Here is a 22,383-nt window from a genome sequence, read left to right on the forward strand (position 1 = left end):
GCATCCCTTGCGACAAATCTGTGAGCGGGGAGGCGGGCAGCGCCCGCCTCCCCACCACGGCTCATCGAATGACGACAAACTTGCGGATCAACTGCTGTCCGGTCGTGTGGTCTTTGATGACGGCGATGTAAATACCGCTGGAGACCACCTGCCGGGCATCCGTGGTCAGGTCCCAGTATTCGTCGCCGCTGCCGTCGGTGTGCTCAATCCGTTTCACCAGCTCGCCCAGTTCCGTGTAGATCTCGATTGTGCACTGGCCGGGGATGTCCAGGAAGCCCAGCTTATCCTGCTGGTCCGGCCAGCGCAGGTTCTGGTCGGCCGCGATGATGTAGGGGTTCGGGACGACCCGGGCTTTGAAGATGGTCTCGCCCGGCGGCCGCTTGAGGATGGCCGGGTCGTAGGTCTGGGCATAGTACCGGCTGCTGCGCAGCGGCCGTCCGTCGGGCGTACCGTTGATGGCCAGCGGATCGATCGGTGTAGGCTCGCCGACGGCCTGGAGGTAGTAGTAGTAAGCCACACCGCGCGACACGTCAGTATCTTCGTAACGGGTCGCGTTAGGCGGGAGTTTGGCGATCAGCTTGTAGACGGTACGATCGTCGGGAGCCGGAATACCGTCGTACCGATTTTGCGCCCGGTAGAGCTCCCAGCCGCCCGGCGGCTCCTCGCCGGGATAGGGTTCCCACTCAATCGTGATCTTATCGACCCCGGAGGTTACCTCGAAGCGGCGTGGGGGCATGGGTGGCCGGATGACGTCGAACCCGTTGGCATAGACGGCCCGGGCCCGTTCTATCATCTGGAAGAGCGAGTCGCGGGCGGTCATGACCCATTCGTTCTTGGTCATGCCGATGCAGCCTTCTTCACCTTCGTTGCAGCGCTGATTCGTTTTGGGATTCCACCAGAAGATGGCCTGATCGGCTGCATCGACGCCGTTGGCCAGCACCTGCCGTTTGTACCACCTACCCAGTTCCAGACTGAGCGCATCGCTCAGGCCAGCCACACCTTCGACCAGCACGACCCGCACTTCCTGGCCGGGCGCCATGTCGAAGGGGCCGAAGCTGTAGGCATAGCTCCAGCTGTTATAGCCAATACGCGGATCGCTCTTCTGCGCGGCAAAGTGCTTGACGAAGTCGACCGGCGCATTGGGATCCGGCGGTGGCCAGGCGCAGAAGGCCTGCGAGGGGGTGGTGCGAAGGCCCGTCCAGGTGCAACCCGTGGTGCTGTACTGCCGCACCGGCGCGCCCTGCTCGATCCACTGACGCTCCAGCTGCATGCCCTGGACGTTGTTGTGGTTGTTGCTCCCGGTCAAATCGCCATCGTCCGAGTCGAGGTAGGTCATCACGCGCGGCTGGGCCGGATCATCCGGAAGCACGGTGCCTGGGTCGTGCGGCTGGCCGTCGGCATGGAGCACGAAGGTGCCCACCATGGCTGCACCGCCCAGTCGGCCGACGGTATCCACATCGAGCGTGTACCACCAGCCGACTGTGTTTTCCCACATAGGGTTGCCGATCGTGTTGAAGCGCGTCTGTTCGGGGATGTAGCCTAGCCAGGAGAAATGGCCCCGCCAGGTTTCATCCAGACCGTAGTCCTGGTAGCCGTCGCCGACGGCGTCCGTCATCACGTAGCCGCCCCAGGCTGTGGCATTGGCACTACCGCCCCAGGAGCCTGCCGGCGCGTTGATCTTCGGACGACGAATGATCGTGATGTACACGTCTTCGAGCGACTGGTCTGGCAGCTCGATCTCGTCGTCCCCATCCACATTTCCCGTGTTAATAAAAGAATACTCTACAATGTGATAGTCGTCGTGGAACTCGTTGCTGAGCTGATAGGCTTTGCGGATCATCGTAATGCCGACCGAGGTGTTCACCTCATTATAGACCATGCGGTCGGCCTTCAGCTCAGGGTCCACCTCGTCCAGCGGCGCCGGGCGGCGGAATGATTCGAGTCCGTCCACCAGCACCAGCGGAGCCTCGAAACGTCCGATCAGACTTATGTTGCGTTCAAAGAACTCACCAATGCCCTCGGTACGGGGACCAATGTGCGAAACCCGCACCGGAAAATGGGTCCCTTCTTCGTTGGTGAAGTTCTTGACGCTGATCCACAGCGCCTGGCCGTGCATGTAGGACACCTGCGGGCGGATGCCCGGCCACTGGAACATCACCTCGTCGTAGGTTTCGGGCTGGGCCCCTCCGCCCACGTAGCGGTGCTGGAAGTCGCCTACCGACAGCCAGCGCATGTTCCACTGCGCCCGGCCGTCACGGGCCAGCCCGGCTCCCAGCAACAGCACCAGAACCAGACCGGCCGTCTGTACTGTTAACCGACGAACCACTTTCATATGCCAATCTCCCTGACTTGTCATGGTTGAAAATCTTCTACAGCGCATGGTTGGTGCTGACATCAGAATGTGAGCCGCACGCCGAAGTAGACATCGCGTGGATTCAGGAAGGCCAGATACGTCTCGTCAGGGTTGTCGATGTAGGCCTTGTTCTTGAGCACGTAGTCCACGCGTTTCGGGTCGGCGGGCTGCCACTGGCCGTTCGTATAGGTCATATACTGGCCGGTCGCCTTATCCCAGTAGAGGACATTAGGTATTGGCTCCGTCACCTGATTGATGTTCACCACCGCATAGATCGGGTCGTAGGCTACCCCGGGCTTCCGGAAATCACCTGGCTTGTCGTTGCCCGGCACCCAGACGTAACCCGGATCGAACTCCTCGCCGAAGATGTCGCTTGGCAGGTGCAGCGAGCGGAAGTAGTTCAGCATGTCGTTGGGCCCCTCAAACGGCGACTCGTTGCTCCAGTACATGCGCTTCAAGTTGAGCACATTGGTTACGTCCACGAAGAACTGGAGCCGTCCGGCCGACGTCTCGAAGTTTTTGCTGAGGCGAAGGTCCAGGTTGTAGTAGTCCTTCCAGCTCGTATTGAAGGCAATCTCCGGATCGTTGCCCGGGCCGAAGGTGAAAGATTGCCCGTTCCAGGTGCCTTTGGCGCCGGCGCGCCACTCGCCCAGCAGGTTGAGGCGCCAGTCGCCCAGCAGTAGCCCGTAATCTCTGGGCACGATGATTTCCAGGTTGAACCGGGCGAACGGCTCCGGTACCGGCGCCCAGGGATAGTGGTCCGTCGTGGTCGTCAGGTATTGCCGGAATTCGGCCCGGTTTTCGTTGATCTGTCCGAAGCCGAAGTTGCCGAACTTCCGCGCCAGGTACGTGTAGTTCACGAAGCCGCGAATCCAGCGCCCCCGGTTCTTTTCGAGCGTCAGCTCGAAGCCACGCACATCGCCATAATTGAGCGGCTCTACGCGGAAGTAGTCCACCGCATCGTCCACACTGATGTATTCGACCTCACGCGCCTGGTAGTGCATGTCGCGGTAGAAGCCCGCCAGCCGCAGCAGGAACTGATTGCCGATGTTCTGTTCGAAGCCCAGCTCGTAGGCAATCGTGCGCGGCAGCGGCACGTTCGGGTTACCGATGCTGAAAATCGCTCCGTTCGAGATGTACTCGACACGGAACAGGTCCTGCGGCGTGAGCATCTGGCGGAAGTGACCGTAGTTGAAGTACAGCTTGCTGTTGTCGGTGATCGGGAACGAAACGCCCAGGCGCGGGCTCACCGTGAGCTGTTTCTTCACCGGCTTGCGCGAAAGGGCCTGGTCGATGCCCCGAATGCCCACGCTTGCCGAGAGCGCCCGGTCGAAAGCCGTATATTCGTACCACTTGCCGCTGGGGTTGAAGTAATCGAAGCGCACGCCCAGGTTGGCGATCATGCCCTTGAACTCCAGCTTGGCCTGCGCATAGTAGGCCGCCTGTACGGGCGTGCGGTCCCAGCGGAACTTCTCGTTTTCGTGGTGCGGGTTGGCCGGGTCGTAGACGCCATGCCGGATGTGGTAGTCACTGAAGATGTATTCCAGCCCCGTCTTGACCTGCAGCACGCGGTTAACCTGACTGGTCAGGTCCACACGAGCGGCATAGCGTACGATGTTCGAACTGTCGCGCGCCGAACCGGCCTGCGACCCGAGCAACCCGAAGGGTGTCGGGGTTGGTGCGTTTTCATAGGACTGCTTGTAGCCCATCGGGGCTTCCGACATGCCCAGCTCCCCGTCGGCACACTGGCCGTTCACCGGATCGGTGTAGGTGCCATCCCGACGGATACACACGACAATCTCGCTCGGCCCGGTAATGCCGCCCCTACGCGGACGCGGCATGAAGGTGAAGTAGTCCGACTCGATGCGCTGCAGTTGCACTTCGTAGAACGTGGCCGGACTCAGCGTATGCGTCAGTTTGGCCCCGATCATCGACTGGGTGATGTTCGTGGGACTAAAGCCCCAGTCGCCGAACAGAGCCATGTTGATGTTGAAACCAATGTTCATCTGGACCGGCAGGAGATCTTCCCGGTTGTCCCAGGGATACCGGGGCATCTCACCGGTCAGAATGGTGCCGCGCCCATCACGATGCGCTGCATGCCCCTTCTGCTTCCGGTAAAGTCCGTCGATGGTCAGTTTCACGCCACTGGCCACGTCCGAGACCAGCTTCCCCTGGAAAATGCGATCCTGGTAGGCCGGCCGCTGCTCCGGAAACATCAGCGCCGTCTGCACCTGTCGATAAGATGCCGTGAAGCGCAGATTGCCCAGATAGCGGCTGACCAGCGGCACCGGTCCGCCGATGGTGCCGTCCAGTTCATAATTCGGTTCGCGAATGGTGAAATCCTTCCGAACCAGCCACTTGTAGGCCGAATACAGCTGCTCGGGCGTCCAGGGCGTTCCCTGCGCCAGGTTATCCCAGCCCTGATGATCCGGGTACAGCTCTTGCATCCACCTCGGCCAGACACTCGTGCCACAATAGGCTACGCCGCGAGCGCACCCCTCCAGCGGCGTGGTATCGAGGAAAGGCTTGATATAATAGGCCTCCATGTCGTTGGGCAGGGGGCCGAAATAGGGCCGCGACGGGGTGGAATACCGCATCAGGATGTCGCCGAAGTAGCGCTCGGTCGACGGCTCTTTCGTCACCACGTTGATCAGACCGCTCCGCACATTGCCATACTCCGCATTGAAGCCGCCGGTCTGAACCTGCACCGCCTCGATGGCCGTGAAGCTGACTCCCAGAATCGGCGTGTTGCCACGGGGGTCGGCCAGCGTCAGCCCGTCCACGGCAAAGGCCACCTGATCACCGCCAGCGCCACGGATCGTCAAACCCGGCTCAAACCCCGCCTGCAGGCTGATCACGTCGGCCACGCTGACCACCGGCAGGTTCTCCACCTGCTCGGCCCGGATGTTGGCGATCGAGGCCGACACGTCCGGCTTCACCACCGGCTCCTCGGCCACCACGACCACCTCCTCCAGACCGACCGCCTGCGGCTGCAACTGGAAGTTGAGTTCGGTCGTCAGCCCGATGTTGACCACCACGTTCTCGGCTACCACCGGAGCGTAACCGACGAACGAGGCCCGCACCCGGTATTCGCCGGGCGGCACGTTCAGAATAACGTAGTAGCCCTCGACGTCGGTCGTGGCACCCATCGTGGTCCCTTCGATGACCACGTTCACACCGGGCAAGGGCTCACCCGTCTCCGCATCGGTCACCACGCCCGCAATCTTGCCTGTCTGGGCCCATGCAGTCGCAACACCGACTACAAGCAGGGCCACCCAGGTGCAGCATACCCGTACCAGTCTCATTGCAAGTGCTCCTCCGGCTGGTTTTGGATTTCAGAAACCTTTCAAGATCGCTGCAAAAACTTTTCATTATGTAGAGATGCAGAACCCCTGCAAGCTTCCTATCCCTCGTTATTCCTTTACAATTTCTTCATATTCAGATTCATTGACCTCGTAGAGAACGTGCCTCAGCTGATTCACCGGTGCATGAAGGCGAACATCCCAATGTGCCCGACATAAATAGGGCGAACACAGTGGTTCGCTCCTACCTGGTGGAAACGTCGTCGTTTGTCCGGTAGGGGCGCACCATGGTGCGCGCCCGTGCTCTCAGCGGCGTGGTCATAGAATGCCGCGCGCATGTACCATGAAGCCGGGAAATCGTATCAGGGAAAGGCTGTCGAGGAGACACGAACCTGCCGATAGCTACGAACTGAACGATGCACCGATGCGCCCTGCCTGACTGCAGGCATACCCGCAACCAGCTGTCAACATATAAAAAGCACGTTCGCAGGCGCGTTTCTGAACAACTCGAGGTAGAAGCCTTCAGGAGCGTGCCAGAACAGCAGTTCAGTGCTGTCCTTCTTCCAACACGTAGGTGCGGTTCACCTCCAGATTGAAATGCAGGTCGCGCCGACCGTCCGGTGTGGGCCAGCGGATTTCCAGCGTGTCGATATGCGTGGCGTCGCCCAGACCGATCCAGGACATCAGCGGCGAGGCGCCGAAACTCCCGCCGGAAGACACCGTGGCGTAGTGCACGCGGCGGCGACCGTCAGACGTCCGGACAACCAGACGGATCCGGGCTCCAATGGCCGCACGGTTGGCCCGTCGACCTACCAGACGGAGTTGTATCCAGTTGCCGGTCGATTGCACGTTTTCAAACAGCGCGTTGGGAAACACGTCGCTTTCAAAGGCACCGCCCAGCACGACGTACATATCCAGATCGCCATCTCGGTCGAAATCGGCCATTGCCACGCCGTGCCCTTTCTGAAGGTGTCCGGTGCCGGAGATGAGCGTTACGTCCTCGAACGTTTCGCCCCGTCCCTTGAACAGGCGATTGGGCACCAGCGCCCGGAAGTCGGGCGTGCCCGTGCCCCAGTACATATCGGGCCAGCCGTCGCCGTTCAGGTCGCCGTAGTTGCCGCTCATGGTGAAGCAGGCCCGGTCCAGTCCGGCCTCCCGGGTCACGTCGTTGAAGGTGCCGTCGCCGTTGTTGCGGTAAAGCGCGGGCGGCTCGCTCCGGCGCCGGATGCCCAGCCATTCCAGAGCGTATTCTGCAGGCGTTTCGGCCAGATAACGCAGATCGAAGCTGGCCACAAACAGGTCTTCCAGGCCATCCTGGTTGTAGTCGAAGAACCAGACGGGAAAACTGAACAGCGGCCCGGTAACACCGGCCTGCTCGGCCGCCTCTTCGAAGTGCCAGTTTCGGGGATCTGTCCCACCCCGGTTCACAAACAGATGATTGGGACCGCCCAGGACGGAAACGTACAGATCGGGCAGCCCATCGTTGTTCACGTCGCCCCAGGCTGCGCCTTTGACCATGGCCTTCAGGTCCAGCCCGACGTCCGGAGCGACGTCGGTAAACGTCCCGTCGCCGTTGTTGACGTAGAGCGCGCAGGGAAACTCGACAAATTGGTCTTCGGGCAAGCCGCCCAGACCGACCGCCCAGGCCGAGACCCAGTTCGATTCACACCCGACGAACAGATCGATCCAGCCGTCCAGGTTAAAATCCGCAAAAGCGGCCGTCTGCGACGGACAGGCATAGCCCAGTCCGGCCTCGTAGGTTACGTCGGTAAAGGTGCCGTCTCCGTTGTTGCGGAGCAGCGAATTGGGCATGCGGCCGGCCGGTCCCAGCCAGGCTCCGCGGAGAATCAGCACGTCCACATCGCCGTCGTTGTCATAGTCGGCGTGCACCGTATTGAGCCCGCCGACAATCCCTTTCAGGCCCGCCGCCTCCGTATGATCCACGAAGCCGCCCTGTCCGTCCGCCAGGAAAAGGCGCACCTGGTCGTTCAGCCCGTAAGACGTGACCAGCAGATCGACCCAGCCGTCGCCGTTGAAATCCTCGGACGAAACGCCTCCGGCCAGCCCTACCACGTCCACGCCGAGCGCCATTGCCACGTTTCGAAAAGATGGCGCGCCCGGTTGTGCCGGCGCCAGCCCGTCGATACGCCAGCGCGCGGGCACGCCGTCGGGGTACCGGCCCATGGCCATATAGGCCAGGTTCAACAGCCAGCGCGACTGAAAGTCGAACGGCCGGCTTTCGAGCAGCCGCTCCCAGAGTGCGGCTGCCTGCTGCACGGCTTCCCGGCGCCGGTGAATGCCCCCGCCCTGAAGGGGCAGGATGCAGGCTTCCGGATGGGGCAACGCCAGACAGTTCTGCTGCTCACCCAGCCGGAAATAGGCCGTAGCCAGCGCCTCCAGGAGCTGACGCGTCTCCGGCGCTCCCTCGTAGGTGCCAAAGCGCGCCAGTAACGCCTGCAGTTTCTGGATGGCCGCTTCGGTCTGACCGGCCGCCAGCAACTCCCGGGCATAGTTTAAGCGAAGAGAAAGAGAGCTGCTCCCCGTCTGCTCCAACCGCCTGTGCCACCACTCGGCACGCCGGCTATTCAGCAGATAATAGGCCATGGGATCGGCCAGCGCCCGCCGGTAGATGGCTGCCAGCGTGTCGACCATGCGGGCCGTGCTGCTCAGGGTGACGGACGGTTCAGGTGCCCGACAGGCGGCCAGTCCGGCAATTAAGGCCATCCCCAGAATTTTCCAGCGCAACGCTTCACGCTTCATCGGAGCGTATCCGGTGCGGCAGTGGTCAGCCCTTCCAGATAGCGGCGGGGCTCGGGCCGATCGGGGGCCAGACGAAGGGCCTGCTCCCAGGCACGTCGGGCTGCCTCGCGACGCCCCTGTCGAGCGTACAGGATACCCAGGTTGATCCAGCCATCGACAAACGTCGTGTCGCGCCGCACGGCCGCCTCCAGCAGGGCAATGGCCCGGTCTTCCTCTCCCAGGAGCAGGTGCAGCACGGCCATGTTGTTCTGAAACTCCAGGTTATCCGGGGCCAGAAAGTGCGCCACCTGATAGGCATAGAGTGCCTCCCGGTACTGTCCCAGCCGCCGCAGAAGCGATCCCAGCGTGGCATAGGCGTAGGGATCGCGGGGCGTGTTGGCCACCAGAAGTTCGGCTTGCTCCACCTTCGCCTGCAGCGTACGTAACGCCTCGGCCCGTTCCAGCATACGCCGCGCCGCTTCGGTCTCGCCCAGTTGCTGCAGCACACGCCCCAGGCTGTAGTGGGCTGCCTGATGCCAGGGTGCCTCCTGCACGACGGACTCCAGCAGCGGCCGCGCCTGTGCCGGCTGACCGGTCAGCAACAGCAGGTTACCCAGCCGGTAACGAGCCACCAGACTCCTAGGCGCAAGCTCCCAGGCCCGACGGGCCGCCTGCAGCGCCTCCTCGTAGCGGCCTTCTTTTTCATACAACTCGGCCAGATCGAGCCATGCCTCGGCATAGGTGCTGTCGTAACGAAGGGCGGTCTCAAGGGCAAACCGCGCGCTGTCGGGACGCCCCAGCTCCGCATAGGCCCGTCCGATGCCCCGCCACGAGAATGCCCCGGGATGGTACTCCAGCTCCCGCTGAAACAGGGCAATCGCCTCCCGGAATTGCCCGCGCCGGGCGGCATTGTTGGCCAGGTTGTGCCAGACGCCGGGATAGTCCGGCACGCGACGGGCCACCAGCCGATACAGGCTGTCGGCCTCGTCGAGCAGTCGCATGTGCGTGTAGACGCGCCCCTTGAAAAAGAGAATGTCCGGATGCTCTGGCTGAAGCGTTTCCGCGCTGTCGGCCAGCGCAATGGCCCGGGAGAACTGCTGCTGCGCGAACGCCTGCTCGGCCCGGGCCATCAGCGCCTGTACCTCGGGAAGCAGCGGCGAATAGGCCAGTTGCCTCTCCCGGCACGCGCCCAGCGTCACCAGCAGCAGCACACAAACAGGCACCGCCTGGCCGATCGGACCCCGCATGATGCTCAGAAGCTTGCCCGCGCCAGCGTCTCCAGCGGACGGCCGGTTCCTTCTACGAGGCGCACTTCCTGATTGGCCTCGAAGGGCCCGAAGCGCTCGCGCAATCCGGTCGCCCATTCGACGTCGACGGCGTCCACCTGTCGCGCTGCACCCAGCCCGAACGTGAGCGTCTTCTCGGAGACGGCCAGATAGCTTCCGCCGGTGCGCACCCGCTGCTCCATCCACCGGTTGCCTATCCGCACCACCACCCGACTGCTGATGCCCTGCGGATGGCTTTTCGTGCCGACCAGTTGCACGCGCAGGTAGTGCCCGGCCCCCTTTGTATCGTTGCGCCAGAGATGCGCCGGCCCGCTGTTTTCGATCACCAGAATATCGACGAGCCCGTCCCGGTTGAAGTCGCCGTAGGCGGCTCCGCGGGCAACGATCGGTTGCGTCAGGACGCCTCCGACTTTCGGCGCCACATCCACAAAGAAACCATTCCCATCGTTCAGGAAAAGGTGCGGCGGTTGCGCGTAGGTGATGCCATCCTGCACGCGCTCGATCTCGTCCTGCACGTGTCCGTTGGCGGCGAAGAGGTCCAGGTCGCCGTCCAGATCGACGTCAAATAGAAACAGCCCGAACGTCAGCGTCTGGAGGCTCTGGCGGCCGATCTTGGAGACGGCGGCCCGATCGATGAACAGGTCGTTGCCGATGTAGCGGTAGACGCCAATCATTTCCTTGGAAAAGTTACCCACGAAGAGGCTGATCTGGCCGGTGGTGTCCACGACGCCCGCGTCGATGCCCATGCCGGCCCGCGCCTTGCCGTTTTCGTCGTAGGCCATGCCGCTGAGCATGCCGATGTCGGTGAACGTGCCGTCGCCATTGTTGCGGTAGAGCTGGTCCGGCTGCGTATCGTTGGCCACGACCAAGTCGGGCCAGCCGTCCCGGTTGTAGTCGGTCTCGGCCACGCCCAGCGTCTTACCCGGCGCCGGCACGAATCCGGCCTTTTCGCTCTCGTCGGTAAACGTGCCGTCGCCGTTGTTGCGGAAGAAGTAGGGGGGCACGCCCGTATAGGCTTCGGGCGTGCAGTAGCCCTTGGTCTTTTCGTCGAGTGAGCACCAGAGGTCGGTTTCCGGTGTCCAGTAGACGTAGTTGCCCACGAACAGGTCCAGGTCGCCATCGCCATCGGCGTCGAAGAAGATGGCCGAGCTGCTCCAGACCGAGTCGCCGGCCACGCCGGCCTCGTCGGTAACGTCCGTGAACGTGCCGTCGCCGTTGTTGCGCAGGAGGACATTTTTCCAGAGTGTGGTGAAGTACAGGTCTTCGTCGCCGTCGTTGTCGTAGTCGGCGGCCGTGATGCCGATGCCGTAGGCGTTGAGCTGGCCGAGCCCGGCCTCGTCGGTCACGTCCGTGAACGTCCCGTCCCCGTTGTTGCGAAAGAGCCAGAGCGGTCGCACCCAGTCCTTGTCGCTGTGGCCGGGCCAGACGCCGCCGCCCACCAGCACGATGTCAAGCCATCCGTCGCCGTCGTAATCGACGAAGCCGCAACCCGGCCCCATCGATTCCGGAAACCACTTCTGGCCGAAGGCGCCCGTCTCGTGCCGGAAGGCGCTCAGCCCGGCCGCCTCGGTCACGTCCGTGAAGGCGATCTGTACGGTCTCCACGGAGGCGGTTTCCTCCACCGGCTTCTGTACCTGCTCGGCCCGTTCGCAGCCGACAAAAAGCAGGAGCAACAGACTTCCCCAGAGTCGTTTCGGCATGGTTATCGATCGATGTTTTGCCAGGCCAGCATCGGCGCTATACGCAGCCGTCCGTTTTCATCCACGGGATGCAGCTCGTGCTCGTGGATGGGCTGCGCCTCGCGGTTGGCCATCGGATGGCGATGCTTGTAGGGTGTACTCCAGGCCGAGGCTTCTTCGTCCACCTTATGATATTCGTAGCGAGCTTTCGCCGCCCGGAACTCCTCGGTGCGTCCCAGCGCCCCCAGCGCCAGCATCCGATTGTAGAGGCCGCCAAGGTCTTCCGGATCGATGGCCAGGATGCGATCGAACCACCGGAGTGCTTCTTCATAGCGGCCCGAAAGGTAATGAATCCGTCCGATCTCCTGCAGGAGGACGCGATCGAGTGGATAGCGTTCGACCACGCGCATCCACTCGGCCAGCGCCCGGTCGTATTCGCCCTGCCGCTGGTAGATCTTGCCCCGGAAGTAGGCGGTCTTCAGGTAGCCGGGGCGACGTCGTTCGGCTTCGATCAGCGCCTCCATGGCCCGGTCGAGCTGCCCTTCGGCGATCAGCACGCGGGCCAGATTGATCGGCCCTTCGGGATTGTCCGGGGCCAGCCGGCTCACCTGCTCGAAGGCATCCAGCGCCCGTCGGGTGTTGCCCTCCAGAAAGAGACCGATGCCATAGTCGTTCCAGCGCTCCCAGAGCGGCACGTTGCTTTCGGGCACCTGTCCGGCCACGCGGCGCGCCGTGGCGATGGTGGTGATCGGAAGCGCGGGCGCCGTGCGGTCTTCATCCAGGATCCAGCGGCGGTAGTCCACCTCGGGCGTGGCAAGCGAGTCGGGCTGGCCGGGCGCCACGCGCCCCCGGAACGTCCAGTTATTGAAGTACCACTTGAACTTGCGGTGTTTGAAGGCCACCGAGAGCTCGGTGATCGGACGACCGGGCGGCACGGTGAAGCGGTAATGGACCGTTCGCGCCGTGCCCGGATTGATCACGTTCACGTAAACCGGCGTGCGGAAGTCGTGCGGGTTGCGCTTGTTGGCCTCCTGCCCGGCTCGGTCCACAAAAACGGCCCCAAAAAAGTGCGCGGTGGAATCGATCCGCCCTTCGTCGTCGAGCAGTCCCGAGGCCACCACGGCTCGCCCTTCGGGGTCACGTCCGATCACCTCCAGCCAGAGTTCGTTCGAGTCGTTCGTACCGCCGGGCAAGGTATGGCCGACCTTACGGTTGCGCACGACCACGGTCAACTCCACCCGATCGCCGGGTCGGAGTACGGGCATGGGTTCGTCGGGGCCGTAGGTGCGGCCGTTGACGCGCACCAGAAACAGATCGACCGTGGCGATGGAGTCCTGCAGAAACGCCTGCGTAGCCCGGAGCTGTTCGTCGTGGCCTTTGAGGAAGGGCAGCGCCGTGTTGGCGGCCAGGAAGCGGTGGCTGCGCACAAAGCCTCCGTCGTTGCCCTGGTCGTCGGAGGGCACCAGGGGCATGTGGCAGTCGATGCAGGTGCGCGGTTGTGCCGGCAGGTAGAACGACCGCACTGTGTTGCCCGATACGCCACTCATCTGCCAGGCGTCGTATTCGTTCTGGCCCCGGAGCCAGCGGTAGTAGTTGACGGCGGGCGGCAGCCCCACTTTATGACAGGTGCTGCAGAACTGCTCGGTACGGTGCACGGGTCGGAGCATGGCCTCCCGGTGTGGCTCCGGCTTGGCCCGAATGAGCTGGCGGTGCAGCCACTGCCCCACCGGATTCGTGCTTCGGGCAAAGGGATATTCATCGGGTTCGGCGATCACGTAACGGCCGTTGCCCCGGAGGTCGCGCAGCCCCGTAATGGCATGACAGGAAAGACAGGTGATGCCCTCGTGGGCCGTCCAGTGTGTGGTGTCGAGCGGCATGCGGTGGCCGAAGCGTCCCGAAAAGAGCATGACCGGGTCGTGGCAGGAGGCGCACCAGCGGGCGGCCTCGACCGGTCGGCGCTCCAGCATGTATTCGATGGAGCGGCGGTAGTACGGGTTGTTGAACGAAGAGAAATGGTGGGCCGAAGCCTCCCACTGGGCGTAAATGTCGGGGTGGCAGCCGGCCTGGCCGCAGGTTTTCGAGCCGGAAAGCGTGGCCTCCTTGAAAAAGCCCTCGTGTGCCAGCAGGGCCTCGGAGGCAGCCAGCGGATTTTCGTTGCCGGTGTCGAGGTAGACCGGATCGGGCTGTTTGAGCCAGGGCACCAGGAAGAAGGCAACCGAGACCACCACGCCCGCGCAGAACGTCAGCGTCAGCGGATGGCGCAGGACCTGTCCCCGGCGCAAGGCGGCAATGCCCTCGGGCAGCAGAAAGCGAAAGCGCACCCCTCGCTTGAGCGACACATGGACGAGAAAGCCCAGCAGTGAGGTAAACATGCTCACGACGTGAAGCGTCAGCAGCACGCGTCGGTTCAGCGTCGGCGTGCCCCAGAAAAGCAGGATGCCGCTCACGAGCAGCACCCCCATGGAGAGCGCCGTGAACACGCCGGCGGCCGTCGCCCGAAGATTCCAGCGCAGCGGCATCGTGCGGATATGCGCCAGCAGGAACAGCAGGAGCGGCACGACCAGCAGCAGGCCGAGTCCGACGTGCAGCAGCACGTTGCTCATGTAGACGAGCGCCGTCGAGCGGTCGAACAGCACGAGCACCAGGCTGTTGAGCAGCATCACAAGGAAGCCGCCCAGCAAGATGCTTATGAGCCGGCGCTGTCCGGCAGGCAGATGAAACAGCCGTTTACGCGGGCGGGGCATAGGTCACCACATGGTCAGGAACCACGTCGCCGTTCCAGTTCGGCCAGATACCGCCGCAAGGTATCATCATTCGGGCGGTAGCGCAAGGCCTGGAGCCAGGCCCTTCGGGCGGCGTCGTACTGCTGCTGCGCAGCCAACACGACGCCCAGGTTCAGCCACACGTCGGCCAGCGTCGAGTCGCGCTGTAGCAACTGATAGTAGCGCCGCACCGCATCGAGCGTATCGCCCAGGAGTAACGCCAGATTGGCCCGGTCGTTCTGCAGCGCCAGGTTGTCCGGATCCAGAAACAGCGCGGCATCCAGCGCCTTACGGGCTTCCAGGTAGTCACCGGTCTGCACGTAGAGCGCGGCCAGTTCTGCCCAACGTCTGGGATTGCGCGGATACTGATAGGCCGCCATCTTGGCGTCTTCCAGCTTGGAGGTCACTTCTTCCAGTTGGCGCGCCCGTTCCAGATAGAACTGAGCGGCCTTGCGTTCTCCTAGCAGCATCAGTGCGCGCCCCAAGTTGTAGTTGACACCCCGATGGTGTGGATTGCGCCGAAACGCTTCCTGCAGAAAATACACGGCATCCCGGGGATACCCCGTGCGCAGCAAAAGCGTGGCAAAGCGGTAGAGATTTTCGAAATGACCGGGATCCAGCGCCAGCGCCTTTTCAGCATAACGTCGGGCATCCTCCAACTGCCCTTCGACCTCGGCCACCTCCGACAGCCAGCGGTAGGTTTCGCTCTGCGTGGAGTCGAGCGCCAAGGCCTTCTCATAGAAGCGGCGGGCCACCTGCAGGCTGTCCAATAAGAAATAGGTGCGACCGATCTGGCGATAGATCGGCTCCCGGACATCCTGGCTCATCTGTTGAGAATTCCCCCCAGAAGTCCGCTCCACCTGTTCCAGTGCTTGTCGGTAATGCGTAAGGGCTTCCCGGTAACGCCCCTGCAAAAACGCTGCATGTCCGAGCTGATAATCGATTCCGGGATAATTCGGATCGATTGCCTTTGCCTGTTCCAGCGCCTGGATGGCCGCGTCGAAATGATTCAGTTCCAGATAAACGCGTCCTTTCAAAAAATAGAGGGCTGCGGCGCGAACGCCCTGCTGCTCCAGGCTATCGACCAGATGAATTGCCTTTCGGTAAGCTCCCTGTTCGAAGGCCTGCCAGGCCTGTTGCATCAGCGCTACCTGCGTCGGGGTTAACGGCAGCGTTTGTGGTGTGGATGCTGTTTTCCCCCGACAGCCTGCGCCACCGAGCAGCAGCCCCCCTCCTATCAGAACCGACAGCCACCCACGAAACAACCACCTCATTGCCAACCACAAGATAGAGCCCCGACCGGGTCGGGCGTGCCCGGTCGGGGCCTGATTCGCTAACAGGTCAACTTTTTCTGCTCAGAAAGCCAGTTGCAGCCCGAGCCGGTGTACATTATCGAAAATACCAAACGATGTATAGGCATAATCTACACCGATCCGGAAATTGCGCGAGCCCACCCGCAAGCCAGCGCCCAGGTTGATCCCCTGCTCATCGGTCGGATTCACGTAGCCCGCCCGCAGAAAGAGCAGATCCATGAAAGAATACTCCGCACCTACTTTGATCTGCTCCGGATAGTCACGCGGACGGACGGCCTCGACGTTGAGCCAGAGCACATGCATACCATTGGCCGGCGCCAGTAGGTCCATCAGGTTGTAGGTCACGCCGATCTGGAAACTCAGCGGCAGCTCGAAGCTCTCCTCCACGTAGGTGAGCTCGCGCGAGAAGTTGCGCACGCTCATGGCAAAGGTCAGGCTCTGGAGCGCCGTCCGGTAAAGCACGCCGAAGTCCACGGCGATGGTCGACTTGGCGTAGCTTTCCGTGCGACCGTTCAGCCCGACCTGCGCCGAGCCCAGATCCTGACGGGCCAGGCGGGCATGGCCCCCGACGGCAAAGCGGTCGGTGATGGCCCGCGCATAGCCAATGCCGATGGCCAGGGCACTGGGGCTGTAGGTCCCCTGCTCTTCGTAGCCCTGTTCGTTGTTGGCAAAAACGGTTTTGATGACCTCAGGATAACTCACGGCCATCACACTCAGACCGATCACGCCATACTGGCCATCGGCTGGCCGATAGGCCAGGCTGGCGTAGCTGTAGTCCGTGTTGTTAATCCACTGCGTCTGTCCGAACGCAACGTGGAAGGCTCGGTCGAAGTAGGCCATACCGGCCGGGTTGTAAAAGAGCGAAAGTGAAGCGTTGTCGTCGCGGGCTGTGAGCGCATCGCCCATAGCAGCCGCACGCGGGTCGAGCGATACGCTGAGGAACTTGAAACCGGTCTGGGCCAGCTTCTTGGTTTCGATTTCTGTAACCGGCCCGGTGTCCTGCGCATGGAGCTGCTGCGGCAGCAGCACAAGGCCGATCAGGAGCAGCCCCACGCCTGTATAGGATAGCCGTTTCATCTTCATTTCCGGGTTAGCCTTTGGAAAGCCTCAGAATTTCAGCGAATGACCACGATGGTCCGGGTTGTCTGATTACCGGTCGCCTTGTCGGTAATCACGGCGAAGTAGATCCCGCTGGCTACCACCTGACGCGACGAAGTGGTCAGGTCCCAGAATTCGTCGCCGCTGCCGTCGGTGTGTTCGATCACTTTCACCAGCTCGCCCAGCTCCGTGTAGATCCGGATGGTCGCCTCAGCGGGCAATCCGTAGAAGGCGATCTTGTCCTGTCGGTCCGGGAAGCGCACGCCCAGGTCGGCCTCCAGCACATAGGGGTTCGGCACGACCCGAATGTCATCCAGGGAGGCTCCCGGTGGCCGGCGCAGCACGGCGGGCTGATAGGTCTGGGTCCAGTACCGGTTGCTCTTCAGCCCGTTGCTGCCCACGGCCTGGATGTAGTAATAGTACTCGACGCCGCGCGTCACTTCAGTATCGGTGTAGGAGCGGGCATTGCCTGGCAATTCGGCGATCTTGTAGTAGACCGTCGAGCTATCCGGCAGCGGGAGGCCGTAGTAGTAACTCTGCGCCCGCCAGATCTCCCACCTGACTGGATCCGGCTCACCGGCATAGGCCTCCCACTCCAGCGTGATCTTGTCGGTGCCCGAGGTCACCACAAAGCGCCGCGGTGGCTTGGGCGGTTGCGGCACCTGCATACCGTTGTTCCAGACCTCCAGAATCCGGTCGAAGAGCTGGAAGAGCGAGTCGCGGGCGGTCATGACCCAGTCGTTCTTGGTCATGCCGATGCAGCCCGGATCGCCCTGGTTGCAGTAGGTGTTGGTCTCCGGATTCCAGTAGAAGACGGCCTGGTCGGCGGCGTCGCGGCCAAGCTGGCGGACCTGTTGCTTGTACCACCGCCCCAGCGCGTAGGCCAGCTTGTCGTTCAGGCCGGCAATGGCTTCGGCGACCACAATGCGTACGCTCTCGCCCGGTCCCAGCGTATAGGGGCCGAAGCTCTGCACGTACCCGTAGCCTCCCTCGCTGGGCTGTGGCGGCGCCGTCTGCCGGGCGAAGTCGCCGTCGGGCTGAATCCGCCAGGCATGCGGCGGCTTCTGGTCGCCGTAACGGGCCGGTCCGCTGCCATTCTTACGACCGTCTTCCAACCAGTCCCGCTCGAACTGCATCTGGCTGATGTCGTTGTGGTCGTTGCGGCTGGTCAGGTCGGCATCGTCCGAGTCGAGAATGTCGAGCATGCTGGGCTGCATTTCATCATGCGACGCATCCGAAGCCGACCGATCGGCGTGAACCGTCAGCGTTCCGAACATTGCCGCCCCGCCCAGTCGTCCGGTCGTGTCGGCCGCCACGGCCTGCCACTGGTGCTGGTACCACATGGGGTTGCCCAGCGTGTTGAACTGTTGCTGGTCTGGCACGGCCGCCAGCCACGAGTACTGGGCTGCATGATCTTTCCAGAAATCGTAGTTCTGCGCAAAACGCTCGCTGAACTGCTCGCCCGGCATGTCCTCCCATTCGGGCAGCAACGCATCGTTCATCGTATACTTGCCCCAGGCCGAACCTCCATGGCTGTTGTCCCAGGCACCGGCCGGCGCATTGGCCTTGTTGCGGTAGAAGAAGGTGAAATAGACATCCTGCAGCGTCTGATCGGGCAACTCGATCTCTTCATCCTCGTCCACGTTGCCCGTGTTGGTGAAGACGTATTCGATGATGTGATAGTCCTGGTGCTGCTCGTTGCTGAACTGGTAGGCCCGTCGCTGCACCTCGATGCCCATGGCCGTGCGGGCAATGTTTTCGACCATGGCATCGGAAGGAATATCCGGGTTGATTTCATCCGGCGTGGCGGGCTTGTCAAAGGTTTTTTGCCCGTCGACCAGCACTTCCGGCGCGTCAAACTTGTACACCAGCTTGATCACGTCCTGAAAGTACTCCCCCACGCCATTAAAACGAGGGCCGATATGCTCAATGCGCACGGGGAACGTCTGGCCATCCGGCGAGCGCCAGTTTCGCGCACTGATCCAGAGGCCCCGCCAGTGTCCCCAGTACGTGCCCGGTATATGGCCGGGCCAGGTATAGGTCCCGTTCGCATCAATACCGGCTAGATTTTCAGGCTCGGAGCCACCGCCCAGATAGGGCGACTGGAGCCGACCGATGGCCAGCCAGCGGGTGCTCCACTGCGCCTGGGCCGGAAGACCGGTCAGGAGCAGCAAGAGAACAAGGCTCCCCCAGCCGATGATCTTGTGTTTTCTCATAAACGTGCTCATATCTCAAATCCGATTGTTTACCTGTCTGTCGTCAGAAAGAAACCCGAAGCCCGAAGAACACACGCCGCGGATTGAAGAAGGTGAAGAAGTCGGCGTTCGGCATGTCGATGTACGCCTTGTCATCCAGCACCTTCTTCACGAAGTCCGGGTCGGCTTCGACAAAATCGCTGCCGTTGTAGCGATAGTAGGTGCCGTCCCGGTAGTAAAGCGGCCGCTTGGGATCGTTCGGGTCGTCGTTGGAACCCACCGCCGGTGTGCAGCCAGCAGGCGGGCACACCACGATGGGCACAAACTCGACGCCCGGCTTGCGATAGTCTCCCGGCTTGTCGTTGCCCGGCACAAACTGATAGGGCGGACTGTCCAGTCCTTCAAACGTATTGGCAGGCAAATGCAGCGACTGCAGGTAGTCGCGCAGGTCATCCGGTCCGGTGAACCCGCTCCACCGGTTCATGTGGCGGATGTTGAAGACGTTCGTCACGTCCATGAAAAACTGGACCTCACCCAGGTTCGTCGTGAACGTCTTGCTCAGACGCAGGTCAAAGTTGTAATAGTCCTTCCAGCGCACGTTGTGCTCGATGCCCCGGACCGGACTGATCCCTTCGACCAGCTCCTGTCCGGTCCAGGTAAGCACCTGTCCGGCCCGCCACTCGCCCAGCAGGCTCAGCCGCCAGCCAGCCAGCGGCCGGAAACCGTTATAGTTCGGACCGTAATCGTCCGGCGTGACGAAGTCCAGGTTGAAGCGCGCAAACGGCTCGGGAATCGGCTTGCTCTGATAGTGGTCTGTCGTGGTCAACAGGTACTGCTGTTGCTGGACCGGGTTTTCATAGTTATACTGAAAGCCAAAATTCCCGGTCTTGCGCGACATGTAGGTGTAGTTGATGAACCCCTGAATCCAGCGCCCACGATTTTTGGCAAGGGAGATTTCAAAGCCGCGCACGTCGCCGTAATTCCAGGGCCGCGCCACCCAGTAGTTCACCTCCCCGTCAATGCTCTGGAAGTTGATGTTGCGCGCCTGCAGCGACACGTCGCGGTAGTAACCGGCAAGGCGCAGCAGGAACATGTCGAACAGGTTCTGCTCGAAGCCCAGCTCGTAGGCGACGGTCTTTTGCAGCGGCAGATTCGGATTGCCGATGCGCCCCACGGCCCCGCTGGAGATCCGCTCGACCTCAAACAGCGGCACCGGATCGGGCATCTGCCGGAAATGGCCGTAGTTGAAATACAGCTTGCTGTTTTCCGAGACCGGGAAGGAGATGCCCAGACGCGGGCTCAGCGTGAGCTGCTTGTCAACCGGTTCTTTTGAAAGAACCTGATCGATCTCATCAGCACCGATCACCGGCGTAAAGGCCCGATCGTAGGGTTCATAGACGTACCACTCACCACTCGGGTTGAAGTAGTCGAGCCGCACGCCCAGGTTGGCGATCAGGCCCCGGAACTCCAACTTACTCTGCAGATAGACCGCACCCTGCTGGGGCTTCCGATGCCAGCGGTACTTCGGGTTGGCATGATGCACGAAGAACGGATCTTCCTCTCCGTAATTCATAATCGCTCAGGTGAAGTTCAAAACCGCCCTTCACCTGCAAGTAGCGGTTGAGCTGGCTGGTCAACGAAGCTCCGAAAACCCAGCGGGACACCTTCGAGGTATCGTAGGCCGCGCCGCCGTGTCCACCGATGCGCAGACCGTTGGCGCTCAGGCCATCCTGCATACCCTTGGGCTCGTAGCCGAACGGCGCCTCGTTCAACCGAATGACGTTGGGTGCCTGGCAGGCCGGGTCGTCAATGGGACGAATTTCCGGCTCCGGCGTCACGCAGACGATCGGGTCGGGATTGCGATAGGGAATGTGCCCGGTCAGATAGTCCGTCTGCACACGCTGCACCTGCACTTCGTAGAAAATGTTGGGCGTCAGTGCATGCGTGAGCTTGGCGCCGTAGAGCGTGTAGTCGATGTCCATCGGGTTGATGACCCAGTCGCCATAGACTGCCGCACGGGCCACGTGGTCCTCAATGCCTTCACCGCCCGTGAAAATCATGTTTTCCAGATAGCTGCGACCGTCCCAGGGATAGGCTGGCGTGCTGCCGTCTACCATGTCGGCCGTGGCCCCATCGGCGATGGAAACCGGTCGCACCAGCCCTTTCCGCTTGGACCAGAGGCCGACCAGTTCCAGCTTGGCGCCGGCCGTGATGTCGGAGACCACCTTGGCCTGCGTCGTGTAGTCACGGTAGGCCGGCCGGCGCTGTGGAATCACAAAGGCAGTCTGCGTACGCCGGTGCGACACCAGAAAGCGCAGGTTGCCCAGATAGGACGCAAGCCCCGGCACCGGCCCGGTGATCGTTCCATCGATCTGATAGTCCGGGTCGTCGATGCTGTTGTTCTTCCGAACCATCCACTCATAAGCCTTCTGCAGCTGCTGCGGCGTTACGTCGTTGCTGGGATCATCATCATTGTTGGCCGGATAGGCCGCAGCGGCCGCCTGCCAGCCCTCGAAGTCCGGAAACTGGTTCTCCGTCCAGTCATCCCACGCCGCATCGGTGCCAATCATGGCCACGGCTGGATCGAAGTAGGGCCGGATCCAGAAGGCGTCGGCATCGTTGGGCGTACCGTCGAACGTCTTGTCCTGCGGCGGCGCATAGCGCAGAATCAGGTCGACCGTGTAGCGGTTCGTGCGCGGCTCCTTCATGACCACGTTGATCAGACCCGAACGCACGTTCCCGTACTCGGCCGTAAAACCACCCGTCTGCGCCTGCACCTCTTCGACGGCCGTGAAGCTGACGCCCGTAAACGGCGCGTTCGTGCGCGGATCGGCCAGGTTCATGCCGTCGAGCAGGAAAGCGATCTGGTTGCCGCCATAGCCGCGCACGACCAGCCCCGGCTCAAAGCCCGGCTGCAGTCCGATGACCTGCGCCACATCCGTGGCCACCGGCAGCGCTTCGATCACCGCCGCATCGATATTGACGATGCTGGCCGAGATGTCCGGCTGCACGATCGGCCGCGTGGCCTGCACTACCACTTCCTGCAAACCGATGGCCGTCTCCTGCAGCGCGAAGTTCACCTCTGTGGTCAGGCCGACGTCCACCTGCACGTTCTCGACTACCTGCGGCACATAGCACACGAAAGAGGCGCGAAGCGTATAGGTGCCCGGACGAACGTTGATAATCGTGTAGTATCCATCGATGTCCGTCGTGGCACCCATCGTGGTCCCGTCAATGACCACGTTCACGCCGGGCAGGGGCTCTCCCGTGTTGGCATCGACCACGCGACCGGTAATCTTACCGGTCTGAGCCCATGCTCCGGTCGTCCAGAGACCGACCAGTAGCAGCGTGCCCAGGATTCGTAGCGCGCGTTTCATGAGATCCCAGATTGGTTGGTTTGGAGATTGCCGGATTCACACCCCTTTCATCCAAAGTTTTGGCCAATTCTAAAAGATCTTCCCGGAACCTTCAAGGTATTTTTTTATCCCTTTAACGGTAAAGTCTCCTGAAACCGGTTCCAAAATGAAAGAAGGGCCACCAATGGCAGAATTTTAGCTAATATGGGATCGCTGATTTACCGGTGCATGAGGGTGCCCCCCCGTGTGGCGGACGTGATCCGGCGGGTACGACGTGGCGGACACAGCGGTCCGCCCCTA

At 62.1% G+C, this 22,383-nt stretch carries 11 protein-coding genes; all 11 read right to left on the reverse strand.

Translation table 11 applies throughout. From position 1 onward, the window contains the following. Positions 1–61: 61 nt before the first annotated feature. Positions 62–2,332 carry a hypothetical protein gene (locus tag GYH26_RS09630; RefSeq protein WP_161541467.1) on the reverse strand — a complete coding sequence of 757 codons (2,271 nt, stop codon included), beginning with the start codon at positions 2,330–2,332 and terminating at the stop codon, positions 62–64. A gap of 62 nt (positions 2,333–2,394) precedes the next feature. Next, entirely contained in the window at positions 2,395–5,658 is a 3,264-nt protein-coding gene (locus GYH26_RS09635; RefSeq protein WP_161541468.1) for a TonB-dependent receptor, read from the reverse strand. Positions 5,659–6,201: 543 nt separating this feature from the next. Then, positions 6,202–8,415, reverse strand: a complete 2,214-nt coding sequence (locus tag GYH26_RS09640; RefSeq protein ID WP_161541469.1) for a CRTAC1 family protein — start codon at positions 8,413–8,415, stop codon at positions 6,202–6,204. Further along, the gene (locus GYH26_RS09645; RefSeq protein ID WP_161541470.1) at positions 8,412–9,641 is read right to left on the reverse strand and encodes a tetratricopeptide repeat protein; all 1,230 of its coding nucleotides are present in this window, start codon (positions 9,639–9,641) and stop codon (positions 8,412–8,414) included. Before GYH26_RS09645 ends, GYH26_RS09640 begins: the two co-directional genes overlap by 4 nt. Before the next feature lie 5 nt (positions 9,642–9,646). Continuing rightward, the gene (locus GYH26_RS09650) at positions 9,647–11,380 is read right to left on the reverse strand and encodes a CRTAC1 family protein (protein WP_161541471.1); all 1,734 of its coding nucleotides are present in this window, start codon (positions 11,378–11,380) and stop codon (positions 9,647–9,649) included. Between the two features lie 2 nt (positions 11,381–11,382). Further along, the gene (locus tag GYH26_RS09655; RefSeq protein ID WP_161541472.1) at positions 11,383–14,103 is read right to left on the reverse strand and encodes a tetratricopeptide repeat protein; all 2,721 of its coding nucleotides are present in this window, start codon (positions 14,101–14,103) and stop codon (positions 11,383–11,385) included. Positions 14,104–14,117: 14 nt separating this feature from the next. Continuing rightward, positions 14,118–15,263 carry a tetratricopeptide repeat protein gene (locus GYH26_RS09660; protein WP_161541473.1) on the reverse strand — a complete coding sequence of 382 codons (1,146 nt, stop codon included), beginning with the start codon at positions 15,261–15,263 and terminating at the stop codon, positions 14,118–14,120. Between the two features lie 213 nt (positions 15,264–15,476). Then, positions 15,477–16,511, reverse strand: a complete 1,035-nt coding sequence (locus GYH26_RS09665) for a PorV/PorQ family protein (protein ID WP_161541474.1) — start codon at positions 16,509–16,511, stop codon at positions 15,477–15,479. A 38-nt stretch (positions 16,512–16,549) separates the two neighbouring features. Continuing rightward, the gene (locus GYH26_RS09670) at positions 16,550–18,760 is read right to left on the reverse strand and encodes a T9SS type A sorting domain-containing protein (RefSeq protein ID WP_242006365.1); all 2,211 of its coding nucleotides are present in this window, start codon (positions 18,758–18,760) and stop codon (positions 16,550–16,552) included. A 31-nt stretch (positions 18,761–18,791) separates the two neighbouring features. Next, positions 18,792–20,300, reverse strand: coding sequence for a TonB-dependent receptor plug domain-containing protein (locus GYH26_RS09675; RefSeq protein ID WP_161541475.1), 1,509 nt, complete (start codon positions 20,298–20,300; stop codon positions 18,792–18,794). After that, complete coding sequence (locus tag GYH26_RS09680) at positions 20,200–22,104, reverse strand: TonB-dependent receptor (RefSeq protein ID WP_161541476.1); 1,905 nt, start codon at positions 22,102–22,104, stop codon at positions 20,200–20,202. The genes GYH26_RS09675 and GYH26_RS09680 overlap by 101 nt, the downstream gene beginning before the upstream one ends. Positions 22,105–22,383 lie beyond the last annotated feature (279 nt).

The organism is Rhodothermus marinus (assembly GCF_009936275.1).
In the GTDB taxonomy this organism is placed as follows: domain Bacteria; phylum Bacteroidota; class Rhodothermia; order Rhodothermales; family Rhodothermaceae; genus Rhodothermus; species Rhodothermus marinus_A.